This window comes from Pasteurella pantherarum, assembly GCF_049670885.1.
GTDB lineage: Bacteria > Pseudomonadota > Gammaproteobacteria > Enterobacterales > Pasteurellaceae > Pasteurella.
On record NZ_CP187173.1, the window covers coordinates 2267338 to 2280089 of the forward strand.

At 41.6% G+C, this 12752-nt stretch carries 9 protein-coding genes and 4 tRNA genes; 11 read left to right on the forward strand and 2 right to left on the reverse strand.

Translation table 11 applies throughout. The features are described 5' to 3' along the window. Window positions 1–181: 181 nt before the first annotated feature. Both ACPEEM_RS10650 and ACPEEM_RS10655 read left to right on the forward strand, forming a co-directional pair. Entirely contained in the window at window positions 182–1519 is a 1338-nt protein-coding gene (locus ACPEEM_RS10650; protein ID WP_424406960.1) for an anaerobic C4-dicarboxylate transporter, read from the forward strand. 84 nt (window positions 1520–1603) lie between these two features. Continuing rightward, window positions 1604–1762, forward strand: coding sequence for a hypothetical protein (locus tag ACPEEM_RS10655; protein WP_424405153.1), 159 nt, complete (start codon window positions 1604–1606; stop codon window positions 1760–1762). A 10-nt stretch (window positions 1763–1772) separates the two neighbouring features. Here ACPEEM_RS10655 and ACPEEM_RS10660 read toward each other — a convergent pair whose 3' ends face one another. Then, entirely contained in the window at window positions 1773–3272 is a 1500-nt protein-coding gene (locus ACPEEM_RS10660; protein ID WP_424405155.1) for a helicase HerA-like C-terminal domain-containing protein, read from the reverse strand. A 183-nt stretch (window positions 3273–3455) separates the two neighbouring features. Between ACPEEM_RS10660 and gyrB the strand changes: the two genes are divergently transcribed. The 5 genes from gyrB to ACPEEM_RS10685 all read left to right on the forward strand — a co-directional run bounded on the left by gyrB (window position 3456) and on the right by ACPEEM_RS10685 (window position 11018). Next, window positions 3456–5876 carry a DNA topoisomerase (ATP-hydrolyzing) subunit B gene (gyrB, locus tag ACPEEM_RS10665; protein WP_424406962.1) on the forward strand — a complete coding sequence of 807 codons (2421 nt, stop codon included), beginning with the start codon at window positions 3456–3458 and terminating at the stop codon, window positions 5874–5876. A gap of 78 nt (window positions 5877–5954) precedes the next feature. Beyond that, window positions 5955–6815 carry a DMT family transporter gene (locus ACPEEM_RS10670; RefSeq protein ID WP_424405159.1) on the forward strand — a complete coding sequence of 287 codons (861 nt, stop codon included), beginning with the start codon at window positions 5955–5957 and terminating at the stop codon, window positions 6813–6815. 140 nt (window positions 6816–6955) lie between these two features. Continuing rightward, the gene (locus ACPEEM_RS10675) at window positions 6956–8704 is read left to right on the forward strand and encodes an ABC transporter ATP-binding protein/permease (protein ID WP_424405161.1); all 1749 of its coding nucleotides are present in this window, start codon (window positions 6956–6958) and stop codon (window positions 8702–8704) included. Further along, the gene (gene cydC, locus ACPEEM_RS10680; protein ID WP_424405163.1) at window positions 8697–10355 is read left to right on the forward strand and encodes a thiol reductant ABC exporter subunit CydC; all 1659 of its coding nucleotides are present in this window, start codon (window positions 8697–8699) and stop codon (window positions 10353–10355) included. The genes ACPEEM_RS10675 and cydC overlap by 8 nt, the downstream gene beginning before the upstream one ends. 165 nt (window positions 10356–10520) lie before the next feature. Next, on the forward strand, window positions 10521–11018 hold the full coding sequence (locus tag ACPEEM_RS10685) for a YbhB/YbcL family Raf kinase inhibitor-like protein (RefSeq protein ID WP_424404128.1): 498 nt from the start codon (window positions 10521–10523) through the stop codon (window positions 11016–11018). An 88-nt stretch (window positions 11019–11106) separates the two neighbouring features. On the opposite strand, the gene coaA is transcribed toward ACPEEM_RS10685, so the two are convergent. Beyond that, window positions 11107–12057, reverse strand: coding sequence for a type I pantothenate kinase (coaA, locus tag ACPEEM_RS10690; protein ID WP_424402092.1), 951 nt, complete (start codon window positions 12055–12057; stop codon window positions 11107–11109). 220 nt (window positions 12058–12277) lie between these two features. Between coaA and ACPEEM_RS10695 the strand changes: the two genes are divergently transcribed. From ACPEEM_RS10695 to ACPEEM_RS10710, 4 genes are all read left to right on the forward strand, one after another. Continuing rightward, window positions 12278–12353 (forward strand) — tRNA-Thr (locus tag ACPEEM_RS10695). 29 nt (window positions 12354–12382) lie between these two features. Continuing rightward, a tRNA-Tyr gene (locus ACPEEM_RS10700) sits at window positions 12383–12467 on the forward strand. 44 nt (window positions 12468–12511) lie between these two features. Beyond that, window positions 12512–12586 (forward strand) — tRNA-Gly (locus tag ACPEEM_RS10705). A 3-nt stretch (window positions 12587–12589) separates the two neighbouring features. Further along, a tRNA-Thr gene (locus tag ACPEEM_RS10710) sits at window positions 12590–12665 on the forward strand. The last annotated feature ends 87 nt before the right edge of the window (window positions 12666–12752 follow it).

Here is a 12752-nt window from a genome sequence, read left to right on the forward strand (position 1 = left end):
CCGCACTTTGAATATCTTTCAAAGAAAGTATTTCATTTTAATTGATCTATATTATGGATAGCCCCCCTATTTATTGCTATGATGAGCCGATTTTTTGAAAAGCAAAAAATATCTTACTTCATTTCAATATGGGTTCGCCTTGGTGTGAACATTCTATGCAATATAATAAAAAGGACACAGTATGTTTCTTATTCAATTCGGCATAGTTTTACTATGTATTCTCATTGGTGCTCGTATCGGAGGTATTGGTCTTGGTGTAATGGGGGGATTAGGTTTAGCGATCCTTTCTTTTGGTTTTGGTTTAAAACCAGCAGGCTTACCTATCGATGTCATGTTTATGATTATGGCGGTGGTCTCTGCAGCGGCGGCAATGCAAGCTGCAGGCGGGTTAGATTATATGATCAAAATTGCCACTCGCATTTTACGTAAAAATCCGAAATACATTACGTTTATTGCCCCTGCTGTCACTTGGACGTTTACCGTGTTAGCAGGAACAGGACACGTTGCCTATTCTGTTTTACCTGTAATTGCCGAAGTGAGCCGTCATAATGGCATTCGCCCTGAGCGTCCACTTTCTATGGCGGTGATTGCATCACAATTTGCCATCGTTGCGAGCCCAATTGCGGCTGCCGTTGTGGCTGTGGTGGCTTATCTTGAACCGCAAGGGATTCATTTAGGTTCGGTGTTAAGTATCACGGTGCCTGCGACGATTTTAGGGATTTTTGTCGCATGTTTATTTGTGAATAAAATGGGTAAAGAATTAAACGAAGACCCTGTTTATTTAGAAAAATTGAAAGATCCTGAATATGTTAAAGAAAATCATACTCAAGTTAACCCTGAAGATATGCATATTACAGGCATGGCAAAAATTTCGGTGGCGATCTTCTTGCTTGCGGCTTTCTTAGTGGTTCTCATGGGGGCGATGCCAAGCTTACGTCCAACTTTTGAAGGAAAAGCCATGGGTATGGCACACACCATTGAAATTGTGATGTTGTCTGCTGGGGCATTGATTATGCTCATTTGTAAGCCAGACGGAACAGCAGTGACTAAAGGGTCCGTTTTCCATGCGGGAATGCGTGCGGTGATTGCCATTTTCGGTATCGCATGGTTAGGGGATACGTTAATGCAAGCCCATATAACAGAAGTGAAAGAGTCGGTGAAATACCTTGTTGAAACCGCACCATGGGCATTTGCCTTTGCCTTGTTTGCTCTTTCTGTCTTAGTGAACAGCCAAGGGGCAACGGTTGCGACTTTATTCCCGTTAGGTATCGCTTTAGGGATTCCAGCCCCAATCTTAATTGGTACCTTCGTGGCGGTGAATGGTTACTTCTTCATTCCAAACTATGGTCCAATTATTGCGTCTATCGATTTTGATACCACAGGCACGACGAGAATTGGTAAATTTATTTTCAACCACAGCTTTATGCTTCCAGGCTTATTAAGTATGGCATTTAGTTTAGGCTTTGGTTTATTGCTTGCCCAGTATTTACCGCAATTTTTCCCTCAGTTTTTCTTGTAGGTCGCACATAACGGAAAAGCGGTTTGAGTGGTGATGCTCAAGCCGCTTTTTGTTTTTGGGAAAGATGTCGATTAGGGGGCAAAAGTGCGGTCATTTTTTGCAATGTTTTATGCAAATAATGACTTCATCGTCAACGCCACCTTGGCGGGAGGCTGGGTGCTTAAATCCAGTCAAACTGGTGAGAAACACACCGCACTTTTTGCTGAACGCAATGATTTTTCCAAAGTGATTTTTCAAGCCTGATTTTTCAAGGCTATTTTTTCAATGCCCCTAAAATGCCCCGCATAATTTGCTTGGTCACTTGGCTACGCAAGCTTCTTCCGACAGATTTTGCCACCCCACTGACGATTTCTTCCGTGACAGTCAATTTCTCCCCTCGTTTTTTCGTGCCGAAAATCAGGCGACTTAAACTGCCCATCAGCCCATTTTCTTCTGCTTGTTGTGCTTGTTCTGCCTGTTTTTGTGCCACAGCGGCTAAGTCTGTTTGTTGGTTTAGCACTTCAAAGGCTGATTCGTTATCCACACAATCTCGGTAATAAGGGTAGAGATCGTCGTCTTTCACCCAAGCTTGACGATCTTCAGCTGAAAGTGGGGTTAATGCACTTTTCGGAGGGAAAATGTAGGCAATTTCCACAGGGGTTGGCATGCCTTTTTCATCTAAGAATGACACCAATGCTTGTCCAACACCAAGGGTCGTAATCGTTTCTGTGACATTGATTTTTGGATTGGTGCGGAAAGTTTCTGCGGCGGCTTTTACGGCTTTTTGATCGCGAGGGGTGAATGCACGCAAGGCGTGTTGCACACGGTTACCTAACTGACCTAACACCGTATCGGGTAAATCTAACGGATTTTGGGTGACAAAATAAACGCCCACCCCTTTGGAGCGAATCAAACGCACCACTTGTTCCACTTTATCCACTAAGACGGCTGGGGCACCATCAAACAGCAAGTGGGCTTCATCAAAGAACATCACAAATTTCGGTTTTTCAGGATCACCCACTTCAGGTAAATGTTCAAACAGTTCCGACATGAGCCATAATAAAAACGCACTGTACATTTTTGGCGTGTTAATAAGGGTTTCTGCATTGAGTATATTGATCACACCTCGTCCATCACGGGTTTGCAACCAATCGTCAAGATTCAACGCAGGCTCCCCAAAAAGATGCCCTGCCCCTTGATTTTCAAGGGTTAATAAGGCACGTTGAATTGCTCCCACACTGGCGGCTGAAACATTGCCATATTCCACTTGGAAGGTTTTGGCGTTATCCGCCACAAATTTCAGCATGGCACGCAGATCTTTTAAATCAATCAGCAATAAGCCTTTGTCGTCAGCAACACGGAAGACGAGGTTTAACAAGCCTTCTTGTGTTGCATTGAGGTTTAATAAACGAGAAAGTAATAACGGGCCCATTTCTGAAATGGTGGTACGCAGTGGAATACCTGTTTTGCCAAACACATCCCAAAAGGAAACGGGGTAGCCTGCTAAATAGCTTTCGCCCCCTAAATGGAATTGTTCAATGCGTTGTGCGATTTTCCCTTGGTATTGCCCAGCATGCACGAGTCCTGATAAATCCCCTTTCACATCCACTAAAAAAACAGGGATACCATCATCACTAAAGGCTTCCGCCATTTTTCGTAAGGTCACGGTTTTGCCGGTTCCTGTTGCTCCCGCAATTAAACCGTGGCGATTTGCCATTTTGGCGGTGATACCCAGTTGTTGTCCCTGTTCAGTTTGGGAAAAAAAGTATTGCATGATTATTTGTCCTTAAAGAAGAAGTTATCGGCTCATGATAAGAAAAAAAGTGGTATGGGTCAAAATATACTGGCGGGAGAAATCCTTTACATAAACTACAATAACTGACACTTATTTTTAGGCAATTTGTCAAAAATTTGCTATAATCTCACCAATTTTTTACGGTTTAAAAAGAGAGAGACAATGTCAAATAATACCCCTGAAAATTATGGTGCGAATAGTATTAAAGTCTTGAAAGGACTCGATGCCGTGCGTAAACGTCCTGGTATGTACATTGGGGATACAGATGATGGTACGGGTTTACACCACATGGTGTTTGAGGTGGTGGATAACTCTATTGATGAAGCCTTAGCAGGCTATGCCAAAGAGATTACAGTAACCATTCACACAGATAACTCGGTTTCAGTACAAGATGATGGGCGTGGTATTCCAGTTGATATTCACCCAGAAGAAGGCGTGTCTGCCGCTCAGGTGATCATGACGGTATTGCATGCAGGCGGTAAATTTGACGATAATTCCTATAAAGTGTCTGGTGGTTTGCATGGTGTGGGGGTATCGGTTGTCAACGCACTGTCTGACAAATTACAACTCACTATCCGTCGTCAAGGTAAAGTGCATGAGCAAATTTATCATTTAGGCGAGCCAGAAGCCCCGTTAGCGGCGATTGGTGAAACCGATCAAACGGGCACAACCGTACGTTTTTGGCCAAGCCCAACCATTTTTAATCACATTGAGTTTGAATACGATATTTTGGCAAAACGCTTGCGGGAATTGTCATTCTTAAATTCTGGTGTATCCATTAAATTATTGGATAAACGTAACGACAGACAAGATCATTTCCATTATGAAGGGGGGATTCAAGCATTCGTTGAATACCTAAACCGTAATAAAAATCCCATTCATCAAAAACCGTTTTATTTTTCCACCGAAAAAGATGGCATTGGCGTAGAAGTCTCTATGCAATGGAATGACAGCTTTAACGAAAATGTGTATTGCTTTACCAATAATATTCCACAACGTGATGGGGGAACCCACTTAGCAGGCTTTCGTGGTGCCTTGACCCGCAGTTTAAATAATTACATGGAAAATGAAGGGCATAATAAAAAATCGAAAGTGGCGACCTCAGGTGATGATGCCCGAGAAGGATTGGTGGCGATTATTTCGGTGAAAGTGCCTGATCCAAAATTCTCTTCACAAACGAAAGATAAATTGGTGTCTTCTGAAGTGAAAAGTGCGGTGGAATCGGTGATGAATGAATATTTACAACAATATTTATTAGAAAATCCTGCCGATGCCAAAATCATTGTTGGGAAAATCATTGATGCGGCTCGTGCCCGTGAAGCCGCACGTAAAGCCCGTGAAATGACACGTCGTAAAGGGGCGTTAGATTTAGGCGGGTTACCAGGGAAATTAGCTGATTGCCAAGAACGGGATCCTGCTTTGTCGGAATTATACCTTGTGGAGGGGGATTCTGCGGGCGGTTCGGCAAAACAGGGGCGTAACCGTAAAAACCAAGCGATTTTGCCATTAAAAGGGAAAATTCTGAATGTGGAAAAAGCCCGTTTTGACAAAATGCTATCTTCTGCGGAAGTGGGAACATTAATCACCGCATTGGGTTGTGGTATCGGTCGTGATGAATATAACCCTGAAAAATTACGTTATCACAGCATCATTATTATGACCGATGCCGATGTGGATGGTGCCCATATTCGTACCTTATTATTGACCTTCTTTTATCGTCAAATGCCAGAATTGATTGAGCGTGGTCATGTGTATATCGCACAACCGCCGCTTTACAAAGTGAAAAAAGGTAAACAAGAGCAATACATCAAAGATGATGAAGCCATGGTGCAATATGAAGTCACACTCGCCTTAGAAAATGCCGCATTGTATGTCAATGCCAATGCTCCTGCGATGAATGGATTAGCCCTTGAGAATCTGGTATCTGAATATAATTCAGTGCAAAAAATGATTGCACGTTTAGCACGTTATTATCCAGAAGTGGTGTTAAAAGAGCTCATTTATCATCCGCCACTCACCAGTGAGTTAATGGCAGATGAAAATGCGGTGGAAACTTGGGTATCTAGCCTAGTGGCTAAATTGGTTGCCAAAGAAACCAATGGCAATCATTATGCCTATCGTACCGTCTTTAATCAGGAGCGTCGTTTACATGAAGCGGTCTTAACCGTTCGTACACATGGGATTGATAGCGATTATTTCTTGAATTTCCAATTTGCCACAGGCAGTGAATACGCCCGTATCGTGAAATTAGGCAAACAATTAACAGGCTTAATTGAAGAAGGGGCTTATATTATGCGTGGCGAACGGAAATTGGACATCAGTTCCTTTGAGCAAGCCATCCAATGGTTAGTGAAAGAATCTCGTCGTGGTTTGGTGGTACAACGCTATAAAGGACTGGGTGAGATGAACGCAGAACAACTTTGGGAAACCACGATGGATCCGAATGCTCGCCGTATGTTAAAAGTATCTATTAAAGATGCAGTGGCGGCAGATCAGCTTTTCACCACCTTAATGGGTGATGAAGTGGAGCCTCGTCGTGAGTTTATCGAAAGCAATGCGTTACATGCTAATTTAGATATTTAATCTCAAAAATCTTCTTTTCTTTTCATTAAGTGCGGTTAAAATAAATGCAATTTTAACCGCACTTTTCGTGATAACTCCATGATATATCAAATTATTGCACTTTTTATTTGGGCAAGTTCTTTTGTGGCAGGGAAATATGCTTTTACCATGCTAGATCCCGTTTTAACTGTGCAAAGTCGCTTAATTTTAATTTCGTTGCTCACCCTTCCTCTCTTTTTACGCCATTGGCAAAAAGTGGATAAAGCCTTACGCCCTCAACTTTGGTGGCTAGGTTTTGTGAATTATCCAGCAATTTTTCTACTGCAATTTATTGGCTTACAGCATACTTCTGCGGCAAGTGCGGCTACCATTATTGGTTTAGAACCTTTGTTGATTGTGTTTATGGGGCATTTCTTTTTTCAAGACAAAGCAGCATGGTATCACTGGTTTTTTGGTTGCATGGCCTTTTTTGGGGTCGCCATTTTAATTTTAGGGGGCGGTGATACGGGGGAAATCACCGTATTAGGTTGCACTTTAGTCTTGCTAGCTGGGATTTTATTTTCCAGTTGCTTACGTTGGACAAAATCCATCATTAATCAAATCAGTGCCACGACATATACCTCGGTTTCTGTGGTATTGGGTACCCTCACTTGCTTGCCTTTCACTGCAGTGTTAACGCAAGATTGGACAGTAAATTGGAACTGGCAAGGTGTGGTGGGGTTACTGTATCTCACTCTTTTTTGTAGCTGGGTTGCCTATTGGTTGTGGAATAAAGGCTTAAATTCCACCAATACCAATTTAACGGGATTATTGACCGCACTTGAACCGATTTTTGGTGTTGGTTTAGCCATTGTACTTTTAGGGGAGCATATTTCATGGCTTTCTTGGTTAGGGATTTTGATTATTGTCAGTGCCACTGTGATCGCCAGCCTGATGCCTAAATTCAGCCCCCAAAAATAACGGCTTCTTTTCTTTTTATTTGCCTGTGAAATCGCCAAAATACACAGGCATTTTCTCTGTATTTTTAATCAATCCCATTCTCATTTATGCTAGAATAGCCTACTTGACATTCACCTAGACTTTTTAGAGGACGGCCTTTTATGATGATCGATAAACGACTGATTAACACGGTAACCGATAGCAAAAAATGGGTGGCAAAAACGGTTCTTTGGAACTGGATCGCACTGCTTGCCAGTATCGTCAGTGCGGTGATTTTTGCCCTTTGTTTGGAACAAGCCTTTGAGCGAACCTTAACGATGGGTCAGTTATTTAGCTATGCCATCAATTTAATTCTGGCACTCGTTGTGCGGGCTATTGCAGGCAAAATGGCAGTGAAAGCCTCTTACCAAGCGAGCACCCATGTCAAACATAAATTGCGTACGCTGATTTTCGAGAAATTGGCTTCAATGCCTTTAAATCAGGTCAACCAACAATCGACTTCCTCCATTATTCAAGTGGCATCAGAAGGGGTGGAGCAATTAGAAATCTATTTTGGGCGTTATTTACCACAGCTCTTTTATAGTTTACTTGCCCCTTTGACGCTCTTTGTGTTTTTGGTCTTTTTTAATGCACCAACCGCCCTCATTCTCTTGGTTTGTGTCCCTTTGATTCCTTTTTCCATTATTGCCGTGAACAAAATCGCCAAGCGTTTATTGCATAAATATTGGGCGATTTATGTTGGGTTAGGCAGTAGCTTTTTAGATAATTTACAAGGTCTTATCACCCTGAAAATTTATCAAGATGACGATTACAAAGCCAAGCAAATGGATAAAGAGGCAGAAAAATTTCGTGTCATCACCATGAAAGTGCTGACGATGCAGCTGAACTCGGTATCGATCATGGATTTATTGGCTTACGGTGGTTCAGCCATTGGTATTTTAACCGCCTTGTTACAATTCCAAGCGGACAGCCTAAGCATTTTCGGCGTGATTTTATTTATCTTGTTGGCGTCTGAATTTTTCATTCCTTTACGTTTATTGGGATCCTTTTTCCATGTGGCAATGAACGGTAAAGCCGCATCGGATAAGATTTTCACCTTGTTAGATACTCCTGTGGAAAGCAATCCAAGTGCGGTGCCTTTTCAAGCAGGAAAGCCTGTGCGAGTGGAGATTCAAGGGTTGCATTTTGCCTATGACACAGAAAAACAGGCGATTAATGGGCTTACTCTGACCATTGAACCGAAAACACTCACGGTGTTTGTGGGTAAAAGTGGTTGTGGTAAATCCACTTTAGTGTCGCTTTTAATGGGATTCAACAAAGCACAACAAGGCAAGATTTTATTTAACCAGCAAGACATTCAAGATCTTGAGCACCATTCTTTCTATCGTCATGTTTCTTTAGTTAGCCATAGCTCCTACATTTTTAAAGGCAGCTTGCGTGACAATATGTTGATGGCAGATTTAACCGCAACAGATGAGCAAATTTACACCGCACTTGAGCAAGTTAATCTGGCAAACTTTGTGCGTGAAAATGGCGGATTAGCTATGCCTTTGTTAAGTCGAGGTAGCAATTTATCGGGTGGACAAATTCAACGTTTAGCCCTTGCCCGTGCCTTATTGCATAATGCGGATTTTTATATTTTTGATGAAGCAACCAGCAATATTGACGTGGAAAGCGAAGAAATTATTTTGCAATTTATTCAACGTTTAAAAACGGAAAAAACCATTGTGATGATTTCACATCGTCTTGCCAATGCCGTTCATGCCGACCAAATTTATGTGCTACAAGCAGGGCGTTTGGTTGAGCAAGGTCAGCATGAAAGTTTAATGGCAAAACAAGGGGTGTATGCTGAGATGTTTACGCAACAGAAAAATTTAGAAAATATCCGCCACGGAGGTCATCATGCGTAAAAATGGTTTTGTGATTATGTGGCAATTATTGAAGTTAGTCACACCTTTAGCACATATTATGGCGTTTACCATTATCATGGGAACGCTTGGCTTTCTCGCAGCGATTTTCATCATGGTATTAGGTGCCATGGGCTTGGTGAATTTACTCGATTTCCCTGTGCATTTGAGTTTTTCACAAATTTTAACCGCACTGATTGTGTTAGCCGTGGCTCGAGGGATTTTGCGTTATCTTGAACAAATGTCGGGGCATTACATCGCCTTTAAATTATTGGCATTATTGCGAGATAAAGTGTTTACCGCCTTGCGTAAATTGGCTTTTGTGAAGCTACAAGGGAAGCAATCAGGGCAGTTATTATCTTTAGTCACCAATGATATTGAATTACTTGAAGTGTTCTATGCCCACACCATTGCCCCAATTATGATTGCGTTTCTCACCTCCAGTCTTTTACTTGCGGTGTTTGCCCACATTTCCCCTTGGTTAACGTTAATTGCTTTTTGTGCTTATCTCACGATTGGGGTGATTTTACCCATTGTGACCACCAAAATGGCACGTGAAGATGGGCGGGTTTATCGTGAATTAGTGGGCGAAATGAACGATTATTTCCTCGATAGCGTGCGAGGCATGAAAGAGTTACAACTATTCGGTCATGATCAAGAACGCTTAACAGGCATTCATCAACGCAGTGAGCAAATTGATAAAGCCTTCTTAAAAATTAAGCAACAAGAAGGCAAGGTTCGCACTTACACGGAAATTGCGGTATCCGCATTTAATATTCTTATGTTGGGCGTGGGCGTGGCACTTTATCTCACACAGCATATTGATTTTGCTGGCTTATTAATTGCCGTGATTTTATTGATGTCAAGCTATGGCCCTGTTATTGCGTTAAGTAATCTTTCCAATAACCTATTGCAAACCCTCGCTAGTGGTGAACGTGTGCTAGGCTTATTACGTGAAGAACCGAATCTTAAAGACGTGGTAAAAGGCGTGGATTTACAGACCGTTGAACATATTGAGGTGGAGAATGTCAGCTTTGCTTATGCAGAAGAACAGATTCTCTCCCACCTTAATTTACGCCTACAAAAAGGGCAAATTCTGGGGATTCATGGTCGCAGCGGCAGTGGTAAGAGTACGTTATTAAAATTAATGATGCGTTTTTATGATCCACAAACGGGGTCAATCCGTATTAATGGCACCGACCTGAAACAGATTAACACCTTAAGTTTACGTGATCATATCGCATACATCACACAACAAACCTATATTTTCAATGAAACCATTTATGAAAATATTCGGATGGCAAATCGTGAGGCAAGCAAAGAACAGGTCATTGAGGCGGCGAAAAAAGCCTCAATCCATGACTTTATTATGAGTTTACCCGAAGGCTATGACACGCCAATCAACGAGCTTGGCAGCAATTTATCCGACGGGGAAAAACAGCGAATCGGAATTTCTCGTGCATTCTTGTACAACGCCCCGATTATTTTATTGGATGAACCAACCAGTAATTTAGACAGTTTGAATGAGGCGATTATTTTGCAATCACTCTTGAATGTGAAAGCCGAAAAACTGATTGTGTTAGTCAGCCACCGTGCCTCGACCATGGCAATTTGTGATCAGGTGATTCAAATTGAAAATGGACGGATGTCTTAACCCCCCATTTTCTTTTTGATTCATTAAAGTGCGGTGTATTTTAAAACTTTTCTAAAATGCACCGCACTTTTTTTTTCACAAGAGAAAAAGAAATATCTGGCGAAATTTTGCCCATTCCCGTTATAGTAGTCGTGATCGGTTTCACTAACATTTAAGGAGAACATGATGAAAGTCACCAGTGCAGCGATTAAAAATGGCGTATTTGAAGACAAATATGGTAAACGAGGAAGCCAGTTTAGTCCCAATGGTATGCCGACCTATTCTATTCCTTTTGAGATTACGGATGCCCCACAAGGTACGCAATCTTTTGCCGTGGTGTTGGAAGATAAAGATGCCATTACGGCAAGTGGCTTTGTGTGGATTCATTGGTTAATTGCCAATTTAACACGCACGTCAGTCAAAGAAAATGAAAGTTTAACGGCGACCGATTATGTGCAAGGGGCAAATTCATGGGCGAGTGTATTAGGAAAATTTGATGTTGCAGAAGCCGCATCTTATGGTGGCATGGCACCACCAAATTGTTTGCATCGCTATGAGTTAATCGTGTATGCATTAGATTGTCAATTACCGTTGAAAGCGGGTTTCCGTTTTAATGATCTGCATTTTGCCATGCAAGGGCATATTTTAGATCAGGCTGTGGTGATGGGGACTTATGATGTCTAATTGAGTTTCGTAAAACTGGCTTAAAATAGACCGCACTTTGGGTTGAATAAGCAAAGTGCGGTCTTTTTTATGAATGAAATGTCGGCAGTTACTTGCGTAGTTTGACTAACTCCACCGCATGATCGGTACCTTTGGTTAAAATTAAATTGGCTCGTTCTCTCGTCGGTAAGATATTTTCTCTTAAATTTAAGCCATTAATTTCGTCCCAAATACGGCTAGCAATGCTGATCGCCTCTGGTTCAGACAAGGTCGCATAATGTTTAAAATAGGAATTAGGATCAGTAAAAGCACTTTTACGGAATTTTAAGAAACGGCTGATATACCATTCTTTCAATAAGGTTTCTGGTGCATCCACATAAATTGAAAAATCCACAAAATCAGAGACGAAGGTTTGTGTGCAACGCTCACCTTTTTGTAATACGTTCAAGCCTTCTAAAATCAGAATGTCGGGTTGATCCACCACGTCAAATTGATCAGGCACGATGTCATAAATTAAGTGAGAATAAACAGGGGCTTTCACTTCAGGTTTACCCGATTTAATATCGGCTAAGAACCGCACTAAGCGTGCGGTGTCATAAGAAACGGGGAAGCCTTTTTTATTCAGCAAATTGTCTTGCTGTAATTTTTCCAACGGATAAATAAAACCATCAGTGGTAATTAAATCCACTTTACGGGCTTCTGGCCATCGTGATAATAAAGATTGCAAAATACGTGCCGAGGTGCTTTTTCCTACCGCAACACTGCCCGCAATGCTGATAATGTAAGGGACTTTATCAGGATTCACCCCTAAAAAACGATTCATGACTTGTTGGCGTTGAATGCGTTCTTCAATGTAATAATTAATTAAACGAACTAAAGGTAAATAGATCGTGCGAACCTCATCTAAAGAAAGATCTTCATTAATCCCAAGAAGGGGTTTGAGATCTTGCTCTGTTAAGGTTAAAGGCACCGATTTTCTTAATTCCGCCCATTGTTGGCGATTAAAAGACAAAAAAGGTGTAAGTTTTTTTGATAAAAAAGTCGAATTTATTTGTTCCACGATGAATTTAATTGAAATAAGTGAGAGTAAATTGAGTATAAAATATACCTTATAACGTAGAGAAAACGCATAAATTTTTTAGAAAAATGCTCATTTTATGATAAAAAATAAACTTTTTGTTTGATAATTAAACGAATGATTAAAAAAATCATTTTTTTTAAAAAAAACACTTGTCAGCGATAAAAATTTCCCTATAATACGCCTCACTTGCTTACGAGATGCCGACTTAGCTCAGTAGGTAGAGCAACTGACTTGTAATCAGTAGGTCACCAGTTCGATTCCGGTAGTCGGCACCATTCTTTCTTATGCGAGTGTTCATTTAGCTGGAGGGATTCCCGAGCGGCCAAAGGGAGCAGACTGTAAATCTGCCGGCTCAGCCTTCGAAGGTTCGAATCCTTCTCCCTCCACCATTTATTAAATGAATCGTTCTGATGGGTCAGATGAATTTAGGACTGCGGGCATCGTATAATGGCTATTACCTCAGCCTTCCAAGCTGATGATGCGGGTTCGATTCCCGCTGCCCGCTCCAAACGCTGATATAGCTCAGTTGGTAGAGCGCACCCTTGGTAAGGGTGAGGTCGGCGGTTCAAATCCGCCTATCAGCACCAGTCTTAAACTTCCTTTCTGTCCTTTATTAACAACAAATTATTCATTTTGGTTAATGTGGTATATTGAACCATCCATAACCGTGTTTG